Origin of the sequence: Halonotius sp. F2-221B (assembly GCF_046719765.1) — an archaeon.
GTDB lineage: Archaea > Halobacteriota > Halobacteria > Halobacteriales > Haloferacaceae > Halonotius.
Window position 1 is genome coordinate 19,634 of the sequence record NZ_JABEBY010000009.1, and the last position, 16,542, is coordinate 36,175.

Below are 16,542 nucleotides of genomic sequence, written 5' to 3' on the forward strand. Positions count from 1 at the left end.
CGCGGCGGCGAAAAGGGTTCACCTGTCGCTCAGCGACGTAACCGGGTTGAGAGGAGTAAGCCCCCTTCTGTTTCGACCCGACATTCGGCTAAGCAGCCGCGTCGTGTTCGGACTACCTCGGCGGCCGGCGACCACACCGCGTGGCCGGTCGGCCGCCTGACGCGACCTTGCACCGGTGAGGATTCACCGTTCCATCCGTTCCTGCCCGTCTGGTAGGCGATGCCTACGATGGTTCGATGGCGATGCCATCGCAGCCCTCGCGGCTTCGCCGCTCGCAATAACGTGGTGCATAGCACCACGCCCTCGACGGGTTAGCTCCCTTCCCTTACGGGTCGGTTCGCGCGTCTCATCGGTCAGGGCAGGGGGTCTCGTTGCTGTTTCAGCGCCAGCCGTCTCCGACTCCGGGCTTGCGCCCGGTCACCTGTCCGAACGGTGGGGGGACTTTCCTCATGGGGGTGCCCGCTGGCACCGCATGGGTGCCCGCTGGCACCGCGCCACGGGGATCGGGCTCTCTCTACCCGATTGATATCGGCTCAGCGGTCGGATAAACGGTTCGGTGGGGCGGTTGGTCGTCGATCCCGATCCATCCACAACGAATGGGAAGAATTGAAGTCGGCAGCCCTCATGAGTACGTCTATGTCCGAGGCACAGACCGTTCAGCTGAGTTATGATGACGGCGCACGAGCGGTCGAGCTTGCACGAGAAGCAGTCGAATCGTACGTTCTTCATGGCCAACGGGAACACCCCGGAAGTATGCGAGATGCCTTCTATGCCCGAACCGGGGCGTTCGTCCGCATCCAGTCAACACGAGGACGAGGACAACTCCGCGGCTGTGCCGGTGCCTATCGCACCGACGACCAGCTCGGCCACGCCATCGTCGACGCGGCGATCCAGGCCGCCTCGTCGGATTCGGCGGGCTCGGAGATCGGCGCAAAGGAGCTCTCTGATCTCTCGATTTCGGTCTGTGTTGTCAGCAACACCCTCCTGACAAACGATCCCATCGAGGATATCGAACTCGGCACCCACGGCGTCGCCCTCGACACCGGCAACGACCACGCGTGGCTCTACCCGACACTCCCCGTTGAGCAAAACTGGAGCAAAGAAAAGTATCTCTCCTTGGTCTGCAAGAAGGCGAATGTCTCCCCGGTTGCCTGGCAGGACGACGACACGATGATCACCCTTTTCGAAGGTCAAGTCTTCCGCGAGCGGCCTGACGGCGGCAGCGTCGAAGCACTCTAACTGCACGACGCAACGTGCTACAAACGGTCTGTCCGACCAAATCCGACCAGCGACGCGTCACGCGCTGCCCGCTCGGTGGCTCCCGACAGCGAGAGATCGAAGTCGTCGACAACGTCGCCATCGCGGATGAGCGGCTCTAACAGCGGCTCGCCGTCGGCCGGCGGGTCGCCGCCCCGGTGGCCGATATGGTGGCCGCCGTCGGCCGTCCGATACACCGATTTTACGCCCGAGAGCTTCCCGCGTTTCGCGATCGCCTCGCCGTCGACTTCGACGATGTCGAGGGCAAAATCAACTGGGTCGGCATTCGAGATCGTACTGCCAACCCCGAACCCATCGGCAACGTCGCGTAGCTCCCGAAGGTCGTCGACGCCGAGCCCGCCGCTGAGGAAGATATCAACATCTTCGTAGCCGGCGGCGTCGAGTTCCCACCGGACTTCGCGGATGATATGGCGGAATTTACCGCGACGGGAGCCGGTCGTATCGAGCCGGACGCCGTCAAGGGCGTCGCCGAGGGCGTCGGCCGCCCGAAGCGACTCGTCGACCTCGTCGCTGAAGGTGTCACAGAGCGCGATCCGTTGAGTCTCCTCGCCGACAGCGGCATCGAAGGCCCGCCAGGCGGCTTCCTGCTCGCCGCGACCGAAACACAGCAGGAGGGCGTGTGGCATCGTCCCGCTGGCCTCACGGTCGATGACATCGCCGGCGGCAACATGCGAAAAGCCATCAACGCCGGCCAGCAGCGCGGATCGCTCGACGACCGCGGCGATCGAGGGGTGGACGTGTCGCGCCCCGAACGACAACACCGGCGAGTCAGGTGCGGCCGCCCGAACGCGTCGGGCGGCGGTGGCGATCCCCGACGCGTGTGACAGAAAGCCGAGCAGCGAGGTTTCCAGCCGAGCAAAGTCGAGATACGGCCCCTCGATCCGCATGACTGGCCCGCCGTCGAAACAGCGGCCCGGCGGGATCGCGTCGACATCGACCGCGTGGTCGGCCAACAGTGCAGCCGCATCTTTGACGCCCGCGAGCAGTTCGAACTCGCCGGTCGGAAACTGGTCGGCGGTCACCTCGGCGACGACATGTGGGTTGCGGTCGGCGTGGGTGAGCGCGGCCTCGGTGCGCTCAAAGTAGGCGTCGGTCGCCCGGCCGCTGTGGATCGCCTCGGGTGAGATGATATCGAAATCGAGGTCGCGCATAGCCCGGCTTCGGCGGCGGTCACAAAAAGCCCGGTGGCCCGCGGGTCGCTGTCGTCAGTCTCGCGGTCGTGTGGCCGACCACGCGAGTCCCCACCCAACGGCGAGCAGCGCGAGCAGCGCGCCAGCGATGCCGAAGCCAGGGATCTGCTCGGTCGTCGCCGACGGTGTGAGCCCAGGTGCGAGCTCTCGGAGCCCGTCGGTCGTCGGCGCGTGGACGATCCGTACCCGGGTGCCGTCGCGTTCGACCCCGTAGACGCCAGCAAAGCGGTCGTCGTCAAGCTCGTAGATCCCGGGATCGGTTTCAGTTGCGTTGCGCGCCGTGAGAATCGCTGTATAGGCGCGGTGGAACTCGGCGGCATCGGCGGCCGTCTCCCATTCGGTTGTCCAGACGTGGCCGTCATCGTCGCCACGCCGGTAGGGAACGAGCGCGTCGCCGGCCCAGCCGTCGGAGGGTGGCGCGCTGTAGGTTCGGCTGTCGTACTCGCCCTCGGATTCATACAGCGTGCCCGGATCGACGGTGTCGGCCCCGGCGGTCGTCGCCTGATACCAGAACATGACGAAGATCGACGCCTCACCGGCGACCTCCGTTCCGTTGCGGCCCGGCTCGGTGTAGCGTTGCCAGCCGGCGGTCGCCGTCGACGGCGGGTCGACCGGTTGGGGGTCGATCGGTTCGCGGTGGATGATCTCGCTTGTCGTCGTCGGGGGGTCGGTCATCCGCTCGTCGACACCCGCCCACCCCTCGGTGGTGACGATCTCGTGGACGTAGCCCGGGCCGTCGGCGTACGGCTGGAGGACGACCGTGAGGATGCCGCGGTTGCTCGCCCCGCCCTCGCCGCTGGTCGGCGAGGCTCGCTGACACCGCCAGCGGTCATCGTCACAGCGGTGTCTGTACAGGGCTTCGATGTAGCCAGCTTCGCCCTCATAGAGGCCGGTGACCGCCAGATCGGCATCCTGCGTGTCGCCGCTGAACCGCGGGCTGGTGAGGTCGTGGCGTTGATCCTGCAGGGCGTGGGTCAGCTCGTGGATCAGCGTCGCCTCGCTGATCCGCGGGGCAGCGGGGTCGTCGGCGACGATGACGATCTCATCCCGCCTCGGGCTGTAGAGCCCGTTGACCGAGCCGGTCAGCGTGTCGGTGATCGCCGTCTGCGTGCTGGTGTTGTCGCCGACGATGAACAGCGCCTTCCAGACCTGATCGTTCCAGCGTGCGAATCGCGGGTCTGAATCGTTGGCTGTCAGCTGCTCGCGGCCGAAGGTTTCGCTGTCGACAACGCGGATCGGCACTGACTCGGTGAAGGGTTCGCCGCGGAGGTACTCGACGCGTGCCATCGAGCGGGCCAGCAGCCGGTCGCGTTCGGCGTCATCCAGCCCGTCGACCTGTGTGACATTGATCGGATCGTCATGACAGATCCCATCGACACAGCCGAGGCTCGTGTTTGTGGAGTGGTTGGTTGGCGTCGTCGCCGGCGAGGTTGCTGTCGTTGTCGCAGGTGTTGTTGCCGCTGCCGTCGCTGGAACAACAGCACTGATGGCGAGAACGACGAGGGCAACGACCAGCAGCGATCGACCGCGGCGATCCATACCGATCACAGACGGGCGTGCGTCAAGAACGTTACTCGGCGGCGAAATCCCGGCGCATGGCGATCTCAAACCACGGACAGAGCCGCAGTTGGCGGTACCATTCGGGGTGTTCGTGGAGGTGATCGTAGTCGACCCACAGCAGGCCGCCGATCTCCTCCTCGTTGGGATCGAGCGTCGTGTCTTCGAGCGTCACCTGCAGGACAGCACAGACCTCCCACTCGACGCCGGCGTTCTCGTAGTAGCGTTTGTACTCAAATCGGTCGGTGAGTTCGACCTCGTCGTACTGATCGGGGGTGACGCCAAGCTCCTCTTCGAGTCGCTGGATCGTCGCGTCGACCTGGCTTTGGCCCTCAACGGGGTGGGAAGCGACGGTGCCGTCCCAGTGGGTATCCCAGAGGCGTTTCTCGGGGCTGCGCTGGGCGAGCAGGAGCCGCCCCTCGCCGTCGAAGACGAGGCAGGTAAACGCCCGATGGCGGATCCCATCGCCGGTGTGGGCGTCGAGGCGGTTGACAAGCTCCTGTTCGGTGTCGTCGGCGTCGACGGCGATCACGTCCTGGCCGGCGTTTTCATGGCGGTCGTCGCCGGCGTCGTCAGCACTCATAGGTTGGTATGCACACAGCGGGGTCAATAAGGGTTCGATACCGCGTCGGTCAACATCGGGTTGCGATCCTGTTCGCTCGGCTGTGCTACAGAATCTGTAATTGGTGTCGCCGGATCACTGTGGGTGGTGTGTCGGGTGAACGGTCGAGAGCAACCGTTCGATGATCTCCCAGAGCAGCAGCGATGGCGTCTCGTGGTCGAAGGTGACTGTGTGGCGTGTCGTCTCGCCGTCTGTCGTGTACTGGAAATGTGCCGGCCCGAGATCGGGATGTGATTCGTCCTGATGCCAGCCAGCGTGAAATCCCGTGTTGGGATCCCCGTAATCGACGCGAAACCAATCGCGTGGCGTTTGGCGGTACCACGCGATTTCGAGCTCCGGCGGATCGGGGCCTGTCGGTGGTGTGAGGCGATCCGGCCCGAACCTCGCGTGTAGCTGGCTCGCCTCGATTCGGTTCGGCACGAACGCGACGCTCGTGATCTGTGGCACCCGATCTAACACGTCGCGTTTGAGTTGGGCATACAGTCGGGCGTTCGGATCACTGCCCGGATGCGGAACCGACATCACCCCGTCGCCGCCGGGTCGTCGGTCGTCGGCGCGAGGAACTCCCATTCGCGGAGGGCGAAGCCGACGATCCGAATCCGTCGCTGGGTGTGTGCCCACTCGCGGGCGATCTCGGCGCGTCGCTGTTCAGCCTCGGGATCGAGATCGTCGTCGGCGATAGTCGCACGGAGCTGGGTCGGCGAGTCGACATCGAACTCAGCCTCCCACGCTCGCACGCGTGATTTCAATTCTGTCAGCGTCTCCGTAACTGCCTCGGCGGACTGGCCACTGTCGCGGATCGCCATCGCCTCCTGAATCGCTTGCCGTCGATACTCGGGATAGTAGGTCGCATGCGGGCCGCTGTCGTCGCAGCGAACGACGCCGTCATCGACGAGTCGCTGGAGGACGCGCGTTGTCGGCTCGTGAGACCAGTCGGCCTCGTCGGCGATCCAGTTGGCGGTTCGGGGTTCCGACAGCTGTGTGGCAACCATGTGAACGCGATCCTCGCCGGTCGTCTGTTGGGCCACCAGCGATTCGTCGCCGGACGCTGCGGTCATAGATAGCTGTTCGGGGGCGAACTCCATATAGATTGAGGTCGCTCAAGCTATATCGAGAAAATAGTTCGAAACCGATCTAAAACAGACTCAGCAGTTCGAGAATCGCATCGAACACCCACTCGTACCACGATCGCGATTCGTTGTCGTCGTCTTCCTCATCGCTCATAACACGAGATAGCCGGAAGCTGACAAAATTGTTTTGTGGCGATCTATCCGAGCCGTTCATCGAGGATCAGCCGCGTTTTTGTCCCTTTGACCTCCTCTAGCTCGCGGGCCTGGCTGATCAGGTCGTTGACCGCCTGCGTGTCGACGCAGTCGACGACGAGCACAATATCATCTTCCCCTGAGACCTGCCAGACGAAATCAACCTCCTCCCAGTCGGCCATCCGCTCGGAGACCTCGCTGGTGGTGACGTTCATATCGACCGAGACCTCGATCATCGCCTTCACGTTCCCGGTCTGGGTGGTGACAGTGAACCGCTCGATGATCCCCTCGCTTGTGAGGCGATCGACGCGGTTGCGCACGGTGCCCTCCGAGGTGCCGATCTCGTCGGCGATCTCGGTGTAGGGCGTCCGGGCGTCCCGCCGCAGGATCGAGAGGATCTGTCGGTCGAGATCGTCCATGCCGTGAGATGCGCCGGCAGCCCCTTACCGATTACGAATTTCGTAACGAACCTTCGAACGACGCACTTATTAGCGACGGTCGATACGTATCTCGTAATGTCAGACGCCTACATCGCCCTGGCCGACGGTCGCGTGCTGGAGGCGCGCTGTCGCGCACCGGGCACCACCCGCGGCGAACTGGTGTTTACAACCGCCTATACAGGCTATGAGGAAAGCCTCACCGATCCCTCCTACGAGGAGCAGGTGCTCACCTTCTCCTACACGTTGATCGGCAACTACGGCGTCCGGGCCGACCGCTTCGAGTCCAGTCGCATCCACCCGCGTGCCGCCATCGCCCGCGAGTTCACCGACGAGATGGCGACATGGTTTGAATCCGAGGGTGTCCCCGCAATCGATCACATCGAGACGCGGGATCTCGTTACCTCCATCCGCGAAGACGGTGCGATGAAATGCGGGATCGCCGCCGGCGAGGACGTGACCCCCGAGGACGCCAAGGCCGAACTCGCCGAGTGCAAGGAGATGAGCGACCACACCGAGATCGGCCAGCAGGTCACCACACCTGAGCCGACCGTCCACCGCGGCGGCGGCGAGGCCGACGTGGCACTCATCGACTGTGGCGCGAAGGGGTCGATCATCGACTCACTGACCGACCGCGGCGCGGACGTCCACGTGCTGTCGTGTCAGATCTCCGCCGAGGAGATCCGCGAACTCGACCCTGACGTGCTGTTTATCTCCAATGGGCCGGGCGACCCCGCAAACTTCCAGAACGCCCAGTCGCTGGTCGAGGAGTTCGCCGGCGAGGTGCCGATCGCCGGCATCTGTCTCGGCCAGCAGATCGTCGCCCGCGCCTTTGGCGGCGACACCGAGAAGATGGCCTTCGGCCACCGCGGCGTCAACCAACCGGTGATCGATCTCGAAAGCAATCAGGTCGTGATGACGACCCAGAACCACGGCTACACCGTCTCCGATCCAGGCGACCTCGAGGTTACGCAGCGGAACGTCAACGACGACACCGCCGAGGGGCTGGCCGACGACGAGCGCGGCATCATCACCCGTCAGTACCATCCCGAGGCCAACCCTGGCCCACATGACTCGCTTGGCTTCTTTGACGACGTGCTGGCGATGGTCGATCAGCAGTCGGCCGTCACCGCCGACTGAGGCGCGGCGTCGAAGCGGCCCCGGGGAGCGACCGGCTCGAATCAATCACCGCCGACCGAAAATCGGCAGTCGTTTACTGCTTGCTGACCGACCTCTCGCTATCATGGCTGACGTGCTCGATCAGGATCTCTACGAGCGAACCAAGGCACTACTGGAACCCGGCGACATCGAACTGGTTGGTGTAATTGTCCACACCGACCTCTCGGGCGAGGAGGATCTCGAAATGCAGGAGCTCACTGTCGATCTCAACGACGTGATCGCCGACCACACCAACAAGGGCGAGAGCTACATCTACGCCGGCAACGACGACCCCGAGTTCGCCTCGAATCAGTTCCACGGGCGCACGCTGGACGACGACGAGTTCGTCTGGGAGTGCCAGCAACTGCTGCGGGACGGCCGGTTTCAGCTCGTCTTCTACTACGAGGCGACCGCGGATCACGAGGCGATCATCGAAGCGATAGAAGACCGCGGCCTGTCGGTGACGCCGGTCCCGTAGTCGATCGCCGACGGCACGGTCGACGACGACCGAGGAGGGGGTCTGGGTGTCGACGATAACCGGGAGGTTGAGTAGGCTGGCGATCCAACAGATGGTATGGCAGCAACGACGTTGCGAGAGTTTCTCAGCACGGATGCCCTGCTGTTGGCGGCGGTGTTGCTCGTGGGTGTCGCCGGCTCCGGGGTCGCCCGGTGGAGCCTCGGTCAACTCGGGTTTACGACGCTTGGCGAGTTGGTCTACATCGCCGGCTACGGCGGGATGGTTGTCGTCGTCTGGTATGGCTGGATTCGACCGCTTGACATTACTGGCCCGGAGTGAGAGGCGGAGAGACGACCGCAGCCCCATCTTGTGGCGACGAAGAACGGAACTTTAATGCGCGTTTCAGCGACACCACCTACTAGGCATGCTGCCGTTATTCATCGACGCGATCCTGGTCGACTACCACCTTGGGCAGTTCCTCCTGCTCGGGTTCGTCCTGACGACCCTTGGCGCGCTCCCACTGAAATCACAGCGGGTGATCGGTGTCAACACGATCCTGTTCGGATTGATATTCGTGTTGACACCGATATCGCTGATGGAATCCGCACGGGCGTATCTGTTTCTTGGCCTCGCCCTGCTGGTCATCGGCCCGATGATCTACGTCACCGCCCGCGGGTGAGGGTGCGGGCCGATGCACACGACGGCAGCCACAGGCCGGCGGCGGCCGGCTTCGCTACCTTTTTCGGGCGACTGCGATAACCCCAACGCATGATTACGGTTCGGGCACCGGCGACGAGCGCGAACCTCGGCAGCGGGTTCGACGTCTTCGGCGTCGCCTTCGACCGGCCGGCCGACATCATCCGGGTCGAACGCGCCGAGCGGACGACCATCGAGATCACCGGTGTCGGCAGCCAGTATATCCCGACCGACCCCGACAGCAACACCGTCGGCGCGGTCGTCGACGCCTTAGACGCGCCGGCCCACATCGAGATCGACAAAGGCGTCCGGCCAGCCTCGGGGCTGGGCTCCTCGGCGGCGTCGGCAGCCGGCGCGGCCGTCGCGCTCAACGAACTCTACGATCGCGGGCTCTCCCGGGAGGAACTTGTCCCGATCGCCGCCGAGGGCGAGGCTGTCGTCTCCGGGACGGCCCACGCCGACAACGTCGCCCCATCGATCCTCGGCGGCTTCACGATCGCCACCGCCGACGGGGTCGAATCCGTCAGCACCGATATCTCGCTTGTCGCCTGCCTGCCGGAGATCGCCGTCTCGACGCGGGATGCCCGCCGGGTCGTTCCCGAAACCGCACAGATGAGCGAGGTCGTCGAGACCGTCGGCAACGCGGCGACGCTGGCCGTCGGGATGTGTCGCGGCGACCCTGATCTCGTCGGCCGCGGGATGGATGACCCGCTGGTGACGCCCGCCCGCGCGGAGTTGATCACCGGCTACGACGCGGTACGCGAGGCCGCCATCGATGCCGGCGCGACCGGCGTCACCGTCAGCGGAGCCGGCCCGTCGGTGCTGGCGGTCTGCCATGAGGGCGATCGGCGGGCGGTTGGGAGTGCGATGTTGACGGCCTTCGAGAACCACGAGGTCGACGCCCGCGTCTACCAGACGCAGGTGAGCGACGGTGCGACGATTCTGTAGCGTATGCAGTGGTTGTCACTGAGAAACGAGTCAACAGAAGCGAGGGGAGAACAAAGCGAACAGCACGGCGAAAACGGCGCGTCAACAACGTTGCTGTTGCGATTCAGACGCCGCGGCCCTGCAGCTTTTCGTCCTCGTCGAGGTCAACGTTTGCCTGCCCACGCATGCCCTTGCCGGGATCTTTGGCGATCTCTTTCAGGGCCTCGGGATCGTCGTAGTTGTTGACCGCGGCGACAACCGAGGTACCCATCGCTTCGGGGTTTTCGGCACCGAAGATTCCTGAGCCAACAAAGATGCCATCACAGCCGAGCTGCATCATCAGCGCGGCGTCGGCGGGCGTGGCGATCCCGCCGGCAGCGAAGTTGACGACCGGCAGCCGGCCCATCTCGGCGGTCTCGTGGGTCAGCTCCCGCGGCGCACCGTGTTCGCGGGCCCACTCGTCGCGTTCCTCGTGGGCCATCCCGGTGAGCTTGCCGATCGATCGCTGGATGTTGCGCTGGTGGGTGACCGCCTGATTCACGTCGCCGGTGCCAGCCTCGCCCTTGGTGCGGATCATCGCCGCGCCCTCGTCGATCCGCCGGAGTGCTTCGGGGAGATTTCGGGCACCGCAGACGAACGGCGCGGTGAACTCGGTTTTGTCGATATGGTACCGGTCGTCGGCCTGTGTGAGTACCTCGCTTTCGTCGATCATGTCCGCGCCTGCGGCTTCGAGAATCTGAGCCTCGGCGGTGTGGCCGATCCGGGCTTTCCCCATCACCGGGATCGAGACCTCCTCGGCGACCTCCTCCAGCGCGCCGGGGTCGGCCATGCGAGCGACGCCGCCACGTTTGCGAATGTCCGCGGGGACGGATTCGAGATGCATCACCGCGACCGCGCCGGCATCTTCGGCGATACGAGCCTGTTCGCGGGTGACGACATCCATGATGACGCCGCCTTTCTGCATCTGTGCAAAGCCGCGTTTGACCAACGACGTACCACGGCGCAGCGTCTCTAAATCGGTTGCCTCCGACATAGTTACTGTTGGGGACGAGCACACTTAACGGGTGCTTTTCTTGGGAGTATGACGACTGAAACAAGCGGTTGTCGGCGAACAGCGCGGTCGCTCAGCCCTGTGGTGGATCGGAAGCAGCGCGAAAATCGAGGCGGAAAATCGGCGTGGCGGCTACTCGTTGCCGAACATCTGGCGCATGAGTAGTGCGATGTATTTAAGTTATGAACACAAGACAAGATCGGTCGAGCAACATGGACATCAAGCGGAGGTCACGTCCTTCGCGTGTCGGCGGTGTCCCGATTCACACGTCCTCGTCGAGCAGTTGTTGAGGGAGTTCCGCACCGTGCTCGACCAATTCTGAATCAAACGAGACGAGGGTTGCGTCGGCAGCGTCGGCTGCCGAGAGGATCATCGCGTCCATGGGGTACAACAGCGTTTCCGATTGGAGGCGGTTCGCTGCCATCATATCGGAGGCGTCAGGAAAAGTCACGGTCATACGAGCGGTAACTCGGTTCTCGATGGCATCGATTCGATCCCGTTCGAACCGTTTCTTTTTGCTCAGAACACTCCGCAGTTCCATGAGGCTGAGAACCGAAACAAGTGGGTCGTCGACTTGATCAAGCAGTTCGATTGCTTCGTCAGACCGATCGGTATCCCGAGTAACGGCTGCGACGAGAACGTTTGTGTCGAGGAGTACTCTCATAACCGTTCGCGGACGTCACGAACGGCTTCGACAGAGTCAACCTCGACATCGAGTCCCAGCTCTGAGAGTGCCTGTCCGAGCGGAACCGTCTCGTCATCATCGGGATCCGAGGAAACAAACTCCTCGAAATCGTCCGAAGTGAGACTCATGCCTTACCTTACCCACCAACTCGCAAAAGACTACTGGTGGTCTCGTTGTCCGTGATGAGAGGATAACTTCCAGACCATCGATCCGGATATGCGTCTCGCCGCAGTATCGACACTGTGTGACTGACGACTGGATCGAGTCAGTCTGATCGCCGGTGACTGGGTCGGCCTCGTCGAGCTGCCCGAAGAAGTCGTCCGAGTCGGTCACTGCCGCCACCCCCAGGGAGACAATCGAGGACGCTGCAGTCGCTCAGTGTCAAAAAAATGTAAAGGAGTGGAGAGGTTCGTTACTCGTTGCCGAACATCTGCCGCATCATCGGATGCATCTCCATCAGCTGCTCCTCGGCGATCTCCTCGTACAGCTTGTACGTAATGGAGACCGTCAGCAGCAGCCCGGTTCCGGAGACGTTCCCGATGGTGCCGAGCATGTTCGCCATCACCGCCAGCAGCCCGACCAGCGCGCCGCCGATAACGGTTACCTGCGGGATGTACCGCTCCATGACCTTCTCGACGACCTGCGGGTTCCGGCGGAAGCCGGGGATCTGCATCCCCGAGTCCTGGATCTGCTCGGCGGTCGCCTCCGGGCCCATCCCGGTGGTTTCGACCCAGAAGATCGCAAAGATCGCCCCGCCGACGATCATGAAGATCAGGTCGATCCCGACCCGCAGACCGATCTGCCAGGGGTCGATCCCACCGGGCGTCAGCCCGAGGAACCACATCCAATCCTGCCGCGATTGGATCGGAGCCATGTAGTAGAACAGCCCACCGAGTACCTGACTCCCGGTTTCGGTCGCCTGGTACTGTCCCAGCCACGCTGGCATCCCGTCGCCAAGCTGGCTGTAGAGGATCTGACCGATGAACTGGATGTTCGCCTGCAGGGCTCGCACGAGGATCATCGGTAGGACGCTGGCGTAGATCAGCTTCACCGGGAACCGGCCACGCGCCCCGCGGACGCGGGTGTGGCTCAGCGGGATCTCAACCCGAACCGATTCGGCGTAGACGACGATCACGAAGATCAGCAGCGTCGTGAAGATCGCCAGAATGCTCCCCGGATCGAACAGAATGCTCTGGAACCACTGACCGGTAAACGTCGGGCCAAGCGAGAGGTCACCAAAGAGAATCCCGTACCAACTCGCAAGGATCCCGGTTGTCGTGCCGAGCCCCTGCCAGCTGAGGATCCCACCGATCAGCTGTTGGCTCACGCCGGCGATAATGAAGAGGCCGACACCGGAGCCGACCCCCCATTTGCTGACGATCTCATCCAAAAACAGGATGAGGATCCCGCCAACGAACACCTGCGCGAAGATGATCAGCTGCACCCCGAAGGTACCAACCCCAAGCGATTGGCCAAGGGCTTGGTTCGCCGGGAGGAAGCCACCGCTGAACACCATCGGCGCGGCGGTCAGCGCGGTCATCACGACGACAAGGAACTTCTGGAGCCCCTGATAGAGGATCTGATCGCGGGGATCATTCTCCGTATCAAGGCCAAGGAGGTTCGCACCGCCGAGCAGCTGCAAGACGATCGAGGCGGTGACGATCGGGCCGATCCCGACCTGCAGGACTGAGCCCTGCCCGCCGGCGATGATCGAGCGGAACTGTCCGAAGATATCGCTGCCTTGGCCACCCAAGCCGAACAGCTGGATGTTCGTCAGGAAGAAATACACCATGAGGACACTCGCGGTCCACAGGAGCTTCCGTTTGAACGGCACGTGCCCCTCCGGCCGTGCCACTGTCGGCATGCGGGTGAGAACCGGTTCGGCGGCCTCCTTCCAACCCATGTATTAGTCCTCGTCAGAGTCGTCGTTTACATCTTCCGCTTTCTGGCCTGCCTCGGTGAGCTCCGCCGCACCGCCGGCGTCCTCAAGGAGCTCGACAGCGTCAGCACTGAAGGCGTCGGCGGTGACGACCAGTTCGTTGCGAACCTGGCCGTCGCCGAGCACCTTCACCACGTCAACGTCGTGGCCGGCGTCGGCAACGTCGCGGGCATCGATGACGTAGGCGTCACCGTCGGTCTCCGCGACGCCGTCAGCTGCCAGCAGTGCGGCATCCTCATCGAGCTTCTGGACGCTGATCTCCGCAACCGAATCCTGCAGCGAATCCGGTCGGGTGAAGCCGTGTTTGCCGATCGGCTCGTAGTTGTGGAACTCGTGTTTGTCACGGCCCGCACGGCCGCGGCCGCCACGGTGACCGGCACCGCGCCGGTTTTTGTGGGAGCCGCCGCTGTGGGTGCGGGAGCCGCGTTGTCTGCGTTTTTTCGATCCCATTATCGCATCGCCTCCAGGAGCGCGTCGATATCCTCGGTCTCATGGGTGCCGAGCTGGCCGCCCTCGACGACCGGGTGTTTGATGCCGTCGTGACCGCCGCGTGGCGGGTGCAGCCGGACAACCGGTGCGAGGCCCTCATCGCGGAGCGTCGTCTCTTCGTCGACAAGCGCTTCGGCGAGGGCGTCGACATCGGCGTAATCGGTGTTGTCGGCGACCCACGCGTCATCGATGTCGCCGTCGCCCGTCTCGGGCTCACCACGGCGACGCAGCAGCGTTGCCACCGTCTCGACGCTCGGTTCGCCGAAGGCCACGTAGTCGTTGACCTTCGTGATCATGCCGCGGTAGGTGTCGGTCTCGGGGACAAACGTGACGTGGTTCGTGCTGTGAAGATTCAGCATCTTCAGGGTGTCACGCACGTCCTGAGACATGTTGACCTCGCCGCGGAGCTGAACGATCGCCTGCATTATTCGTTGGCCTCCTGTTGGACGGCTTGCGCGCGCTGTGGTGTCCGCGCCTCTCCGGCGTTCTTCAGCGCGTTGTAGGTTGCCTTGGCGAGATTGAGCGTCGTCCGGGTGTTGCCGTGCGACTGTGTCCAAGCGTCCTGGACGCCGGCCAGCTCAAGGATGTTCCGGACGGTTTCGGCAGCCGCCAGCCCAAGGCCCTGTGGGGCGGGCTTGATCTGGACGGTCACCGAGCCGGCCTTCCCTTCGGCGTTGCGGGTCAGGGAGTTGACGCCACCGGCGGAGTCCTCCCAGGAACCCGAGCCGCGGTCGACCTTGATCATGTTCATCTTGGCAACGTCGATGGCCTTCTCGATGGCGCCGCCGACCTGCTCGTCGCGGGCCTGGGCGTAGCCGAGATAGCCGTCGCGGTTGCCGATGACACAGACACAGCGGAACTTGACCCGGCGACCCGAGTCGGTCATCCGCTGCACCATGTTGATATCAAGCACCTCATCTTCCAGCCCCGGGAGGAGCTGATCGACGAGTTCGGGCTCCTTCAGCGGGAGGCCGGACTCCATGGCCTGATCCATCGTCGTGATATCGCCGTCCTGTACCTTGCGGCCGAGCCGCGTGCGCGGTTCCCAGCCGTCGTTGTTACTTTGGCTCATACGTCCTCCTGCAGTGTCTCAAGCACATCGTCGAAGTGCTCGGGTAGTTCTGTGGCGTCGAAATCCCCGCTGTACAGCGGTTCGTCGAGCTGCTCGGCGTAGTCGGCGATATGCTCGCCGCGATTACGCGACCAGTCGGCCAACACGTCGTCGCTGTGGGGGATGTCGAGACCCGCGTCGATCGCTCCTTCCTGTACCGAAAACACCTTGTTCCCTGGCGTCGCCGTTCGCAGCCCGATGTCGAGGACGGCCTCGTCGTGGCCCTCCGCGACGGCGCGACTGCCAAGCAAAAAGCCGGTCAGATACGCGCTGGGAACGTTGCCCGTGGGGGCCTCCCAGCCGTAGTCGTCAAGCTCCTCGCTTGTGGCGGCAACGTGGGTGATATCGCCGTTGGGGCCGGTGGTGATCAGCTGCGCCCTGACGTGGCTGTTGCTCGTCCGAGCGACCAGACGGGGATTGCCGGATTTCAACAGGCGCAACCGCTGGTGGTAATCAGTGCGACCCTCACGGCGGCGGCGCATCGGCACGCTGTATCGTGGTCCAGTTGCCATTATGCGTTCACCTCAATGCCGTAGTTCGTTCGCACGTACGCTTCCAGCCGGTCGACGCTGTCAAACTCGCCACCGCTGGCTTTGTTGTACAGCTCGCGGTACTGTGTTCGATCGATCGTTCCCTCATCGCGAAGCTCCTTGAGCCGAGCGCGCTGGGCGCGAATGCGGGCGACCCAGTCGTCCTTCCGCGCCTGGCGGGCCCCGGCTTTCCCTTTGCGGGAGCCGGCGCCGGTCTGGTGGCCGTAGGAACGCTTTTCGGCGCGTTCTCGCGCACGGCCACGAGAGTTTGTCTTTGCGTCCTTCGCTCGAATGATCCCCTCGTCGACGAGCTCGCGGATGTCGTCGCGGGTGATCGCTTCGGCGATCTCTTCCTGTTCGTCGGGATCGAGCCAGACGCGGTTTTCGCCGACATCAAGGATGTCAGCGGCCAGCCGCTTCTGGGAACCAAGATCAGTCATCGGATTCGACCTCCACTTCGATGTAGGTTGGGTTCAGCACGCGGATCTCCTCGTCTTCACAGATCTCCTCGATCCGTTCACGCTTCCGCTCGCCGACCTTGCTGGCGATCCGCACCGCTTGGGTGTCGCCATCAACGTCGTCGAGGTCGTCGGTGTTGTGGACACGAACCTCCTCGAAGCCGCTGGGGTGGAGCCCACGGGCGGCTTTCGGCGATCGGAACCCGGGGGCGACCTTCGGGCCGCGGCTCTTCATGCCGCGTCGCTGTTTCGAGAGCGTCCCACGCGGCGCGCGCCAGGATTCCGGCGTGCGCTTTTTCATGTGGTAGTCGTCGCGCTTGAAGGCGGGTTTGCCCTCGCGTCGTTTTTGCTGGAGTGCCGATTCGGTCTCCTCGTCGAGCTCGGGCGTCTTGTCAGCGTGACCGCGTGGGCGAAGCTCGGTTTCGACATCCTCGTCGGATTCGGCCTCCTCGGCTTCCTCCTCGGTGTCGTCTTCGACCTCGGCCTCGGTCTCCTCGCTGACCTCGAGGTCGCCAACGCCGGCTTTGATTCGCGCGGCAAGCGCGTTGCCGACGCCGTCGACCTCGCTGAGTTCGCCCTGGCTGGCGGCCTGGATGTCCTCGACGGACTCGTAGCCGGCCTCGCGCAGCGCGTCGGCCTTCGAGGGGCCAACACCGCTGATATCTTCGAGTTCCTCGGGGGTGTCGTCGGCCATC

Annotated in this window: 22 protein-coding genes and 1 other RNA gene; 6 read left to right on the top strand and 17 right to left on the bottom strand. The window is 63.8% G+C overall.

Translation table 11 applies throughout. From position 1 onward, the window contains the following. Nucleotides 1–44: 44 nt before the first annotated feature. Nucleotides 45–519, bottom strand: an RNA gene (gene rnpB, locus HKK80_RS07780) — RNase P RNA component. Between the two features lie 117 nt (nucleotides 520–636). On the opposite strand from rnpB, the gene HKK80_RS07785 reads away from it, so the two are divergent. Next, nucleotides 637–1,239 (top strand): TIGR00296 family protein, encoded by a 603-nt coding sequence (locus tag HKK80_RS07785; RefSeq protein WP_120103433.1) that lies wholly within the window; start codon nucleotides 637–639, stop codon nucleotides 1,237–1,239. A gap of 17 nt (nucleotides 1,240–1,256) precedes the next feature. Here the strand turns inward: HKK80_RS07785 and HKK80_RS07790 are convergent, their stop codons facing one another. The 6 genes from HKK80_RS07790 to HKK80_RS07815 form a co-directional block, all read right to left on the bottom strand. Beyond that, on the bottom strand, nucleotides 1,257–2,429 hold the full coding sequence (locus HKK80_RS07790; RefSeq protein WP_411799046.1) for a nicotinate phosphoribosyltransferase: 1,173 nt from the start codon (nucleotides 2,427–2,429) through the stop codon (nucleotides 1,257–1,259). 54 nt (nucleotides 2,430–2,483) lie between these two features. Next, a complete protein-coding gene (locus tag HKK80_RS07795; protein WP_411799047.1) occupies nucleotides 2,484–4,007 on the bottom strand; it encodes an Hvo_1808 family surface protein in 1,524 nt (507 codons plus the stop codon). Between the two features lie 31 nt (nucleotides 4,008–4,038). After that, nucleotides 4,039–4,608, bottom strand: coding sequence for an NUDIX hydrolase (locus HKK80_RS07800; protein WP_411799048.1), 570 nt, complete (start codon nucleotides 4,606–4,608; stop codon nucleotides 4,039–4,041). A gap of 114 nt (nucleotides 4,609–4,722) precedes the next feature. After that, nucleotides 4,723–5,169 carry a hypothetical protein gene (locus HKK80_RS07805; RefSeq protein WP_411799160.1) on the bottom strand — a complete coding sequence of 149 codons (447 nt, stop codon included), beginning with the start codon at nucleotides 5,167–5,169 and terminating at the stop codon, nucleotides 4,723–4,725. Then, a complete protein-coding gene (locus HKK80_RS07810; RefSeq protein ID WP_411799049.1) occupies nucleotides 5,169–5,705 on the bottom strand; it encodes a hypothetical protein in 537 nt (178 codons plus the stop codon). The genes HKK80_RS07805 and HKK80_RS07810 overlap by 1 nt, the downstream gene beginning before the upstream one ends. Nucleotides 5,706–5,914: 209 nt before the next feature. Beyond that, entirely contained in the window at nucleotides 5,915–6,328 is a 414-nt protein-coding gene (locus tag HKK80_RS07815; RefSeq protein ID WP_411799050.1) for an Lrp/AsnC family transcriptional regulator, read from the bottom strand. A 96-nt stretch (nucleotides 6,329–6,424) separates the two neighbouring features. Here HKK80_RS07815 and carA point away from each other — a divergent pair, with 96 nt between their 5' ends. The 5 genes from carA to HKK80_RS07840 all read left to right on the top strand — a co-directional run bounded on the left by carA (nucleotide 6,425) and on the right by HKK80_RS07840 (nucleotide 9,605). Further along, nucleotides 6,425–7,486: a glutamine-hydrolyzing carbamoyl-phosphate synthase small subunit gene (gene carA / locus HKK80_RS07820; protein ID WP_411799051.1), complete on the top strand. Its 1,062-nt coding sequence runs from the start codon at nucleotides 6,425–6,427 to the stop codon at nucleotides 7,484–7,486. A gap of 103 nt (nucleotides 7,487–7,589) precedes the next feature. Further along, the gene (locus HKK80_RS07825; RefSeq protein WP_411799052.1) at nucleotides 7,590–7,982 is read left to right on the top strand and encodes a DUF5778 family protein; all 393 of its coding nucleotides are present in this window, start codon (nucleotides 7,590–7,592) and stop codon (nucleotides 7,980–7,982) included. A 96-nt stretch (nucleotides 7,983–8,078) separates the two neighbouring features. After that, complete coding sequence (locus HKK80_RS07830; protein ID WP_411799053.1) at nucleotides 8,079–8,300, top strand: hypothetical protein; 222 nt, start codon at nucleotides 8,079–8,081, stop codon at nucleotides 8,298–8,300. Between the two features lie 85 nt (nucleotides 8,301–8,385). Next, on the top strand, nucleotides 8,386–8,640 hold the full coding sequence (locus tag HKK80_RS07835) for a hypothetical protein (RefSeq protein ID WP_411799054.1): 255 nt from the start codon (nucleotides 8,386–8,388) through the stop codon (nucleotides 8,638–8,640). Nucleotides 8,641–8,729: 89 nt separating this feature from the next. Beyond that, the gene (locus HKK80_RS07840) at nucleotides 8,730–9,605 is read left to right on the top strand and encodes a homoserine kinase (RefSeq protein WP_411799055.1); all 876 of its coding nucleotides are present in this window, start codon (nucleotides 8,730–8,732) and stop codon (nucleotides 9,603–9,605) included. 103 nt (nucleotides 9,606–9,708) lie between these two features. Here the strand turns inward: HKK80_RS07840 and pdxS are convergent, their stop codons facing one another. The 10 genes from pdxS to HKK80_RS07890 all read right to left on the bottom strand — a co-directional run bounded on the left by pdxS (nucleotide 9,709) and on the right by HKK80_RS07890 (nucleotide 16,541). Then, nucleotides 9,709–10,617: a pyridoxal 5'-phosphate synthase lyase subunit PdxS gene (gene pdxS / locus HKK80_RS07845; protein ID WP_411799056.1), complete on the bottom strand. Its 909-nt coding sequence runs from the start codon at nucleotides 10,615–10,617 to the stop codon at nucleotides 9,709–9,711. Between the two features lie 280 nt (nucleotides 10,618–10,897). Beyond that, a complete protein-coding gene (locus HKK80_RS07850; RefSeq protein ID WP_411799057.1) occupies nucleotides 10,898–11,299 on the bottom strand; it encodes a type II toxin-antitoxin system VapC family toxin in 402 nt (133 codons plus the stop codon). Beyond that, nucleotides 11,296–11,448 (bottom strand): hypothetical protein, encoded by a 153-nt coding sequence (locus tag HKK80_RS07855; RefSeq protein ID WP_006114452.1) that lies wholly within the window; start codon nucleotides 11,446–11,448, stop codon nucleotides 11,296–11,298. The genes HKK80_RS07850 and HKK80_RS07855 overlap by 4 nt, the downstream gene beginning before the upstream one ends. Before the next feature lie 284 nt (nucleotides 11,449–11,732). Then, nucleotides 11,733–13,223, bottom strand: a complete 1,491-nt coding sequence (secY, locus tag HKK80_RS07860; RefSeq protein ID WP_411799058.1) for a preprotein translocase subunit SecY — start codon at nucleotides 13,221–13,223, stop codon at nucleotides 11,733–11,735. 3 nt (nucleotides 13,224–13,226) lie between these two features. Then, a complete protein-coding gene (locus tag HKK80_RS07865; protein ID WP_411799059.1) occupies nucleotides 13,227–13,709 on the bottom strand; it encodes an uL15m family ribosomal protein in 483 nt (160 codons plus the stop codon). Further along, nucleotides 13,709–14,173, bottom strand: coding sequence for a 50S ribosomal protein L30 (gene rpmD / locus HKK80_RS07870; protein WP_411799060.1), 465 nt, complete (start codon nucleotides 14,171–14,173; stop codon nucleotides 13,709–13,711). The genes HKK80_RS07865 and rpmD overlap by 1 nt, the downstream gene beginning before the upstream one ends. Continuing rightward, nucleotides 14,173–14,820, bottom strand: coding sequence for a 30S ribosomal protein S5 (locus HKK80_RS07875; RefSeq protein WP_411799061.1), 648 nt, complete (start codon nucleotides 14,818–14,820; stop codon nucleotides 14,173–14,175). Before HKK80_RS07875 ends, rpmD begins: the two co-directional genes overlap by 1 nt. After that, nucleotides 14,817–15,371 (bottom strand): 50S ribosomal protein L18, encoded by a 555-nt coding sequence (locus HKK80_RS07880; protein ID WP_411799062.1) that lies wholly within the window; start codon nucleotides 15,369–15,371, stop codon nucleotides 14,817–14,819. The genes HKK80_RS07875 and HKK80_RS07880 overlap by 4 nt, the downstream gene beginning before the upstream one ends. After that, nucleotides 15,371–15,829: a 50S ribosomal protein L19e gene (locus HKK80_RS07885; RefSeq protein ID WP_411799063.1), complete on the bottom strand. Its 459-nt coding sequence runs from the start codon at nucleotides 15,827–15,829 to the stop codon at nucleotides 15,371–15,373. The genes HKK80_RS07880 and HKK80_RS07885 overlap by 1 nt, the downstream gene beginning before the upstream one ends. Continuing rightward, nucleotides 15,822–16,541, bottom strand: coding sequence for a 50S ribosomal protein L32e (locus HKK80_RS07890; protein WP_411799064.1), 720 nt, complete (start codon nucleotides 16,539–16,541; stop codon nucleotides 15,822–15,824). The genes HKK80_RS07885 and HKK80_RS07890 overlap by 8 nt, the downstream gene beginning before the upstream one ends. Nucleotide 16,542 lies beyond the last annotated feature (1 nt).

Bases quoted from the DNA above. Each gene is read 5' to 3' on its own strand.
- HKK80_RS07785 (WP_120103433.1), top strand. From the start codon at position 637: ATGTCCGAGGCACAGACCGTTCAGCTGAGTTATGATGACGGCGCACGA.
- HKK80_RS07790 (WP_411799046.1), bottom strand. From the start codon at position 2,429: ATGCGCGACCTCGATTTCGATATCATCTCACCCGAGGCGATCCACAGC.
- HKK80_RS07795 (WP_411799047.1), bottom strand. From the start codon at position 4,007: ATGGATCGCCGCGGTCGATCGCTGCTGGTCGTTGCCCTCGTCGTTCTC.
- HKK80_RS07800 (WP_411799048.1), bottom strand. From the start codon at position 4,608: ATGAGTGCTGACGACGCCGGCGACGACCGCCATGAAAACGCCGGCCAG.
- HKK80_RS07805 (WP_411799160.1), bottom strand. From the start codon at position 5,169: ATGTCGGTTCCGCATCCGGGCAGTGATCCGAACGCCCGACTGTATGCC.
- HKK80_RS07810 (WP_411799049.1), bottom strand. From the start codon at position 5,705: ATGACCGCAGCGTCCGGCGACGAATCGCTGGTGGCCCAACAGACGACC.
- HKK80_RS07815 (WP_411799050.1), bottom strand. From the start codon at position 6,328: ATGGACGATCTCGACCGACAGATCCTCTCGATCCTGCGGCGGGACGCC.
- carA (WP_411799051.1), top strand. From the start codon at position 6,425: ATGTCAGACGCCTACATCGCCCTGGCCGACGGTCGCGTGCTGGAGGCG.
- HKK80_RS07825 (WP_411799052.1), top strand. From the start codon at position 7,590: ATGGCTGACGTGCTCGATCAGGATCTCTACGAGCGAACCAAGGCACTA.
- HKK80_RS07830 (WP_411799053.1), top strand. From the start codon at position 8,079: ATGGCAGCAACGACGTTGCGAGAGTTTCTCAGCACGGATGCCCTGCTG.
- HKK80_RS07835 (WP_411799054.1), top strand. From the start codon at position 8,386: ATGCTGCCGTTATTCATCGACGCGATCCTGGTCGACTACCACCTTGGG.
- HKK80_RS07840 (WP_411799055.1), top strand. From the start codon at position 8,730: ATGATTACGGTTCGGGCACCGGCGACGAGCGCGAACCTCGGCAGCGGG.
- pdxS (WP_411799056.1), bottom strand. From the start codon at position 10,617: ATGTCGGAGGCAACCGATTTAGAGACGCTGCGCCGTGGTACGTCGTTG.
- HKK80_RS07850 (WP_411799057.1), bottom strand. From the start codon at position 11,299: ATGAGAGTACTCCTCGACACAAACGTTCTCGTCGCAGCCGTTACTCGG.
- HKK80_RS07855 (WP_006114452.1), bottom strand. From the start codon at position 11,448: ATGAGTCTCACTTCGGACGATTTCGAGGAGTTTGTTTCCTCGGATCCC.
- secY (WP_411799058.1), bottom strand. From the start codon at position 13,223: ATGGGTTGGAAGGAGGCCGCCGAACCGGTTCTCACCCGCATGCCGACA.
- HKK80_RS07865 (WP_411799059.1), bottom strand. From the start codon at position 13,709: ATGGGATCGAAAAAACGCAGACAACGCGGCTCCCGCACCCACAGCGGC.
- rpmD (WP_411799060.1), bottom strand. From the start codon at position 14,173: ATGCAGGCGATCGTTCAGCTCCGCGGCGAGGTCAACATGTCTCAGGAC.
- HKK80_RS07875 (WP_411799061.1), bottom strand. From the start codon at position 14,820: ATGAGCCAAAGTAACAACGACGGCTGGGAACCGCGCACGCGGCTCGGC.
- HKK80_RS07880 (WP_411799062.1), bottom strand. From the start codon at position 15,371: ATGGCAACTGGACCACGATACAGCGTGCCGATGCGCCGCCGCCGTGAG.
- HKK80_RS07885 (WP_411799063.1), bottom strand. From the start codon at position 15,829: ATGACTGATCTTGGTTCCCAGAAGCGGCTGGCCGCTGACATCCTTGAT.
- HKK80_RS07890 (WP_411799064.1), bottom strand. From the start codon at position 16,541: ATGGCCGACGACACCCCCGAGGAACTCGAAGATATCAGCGGTGTTGGC.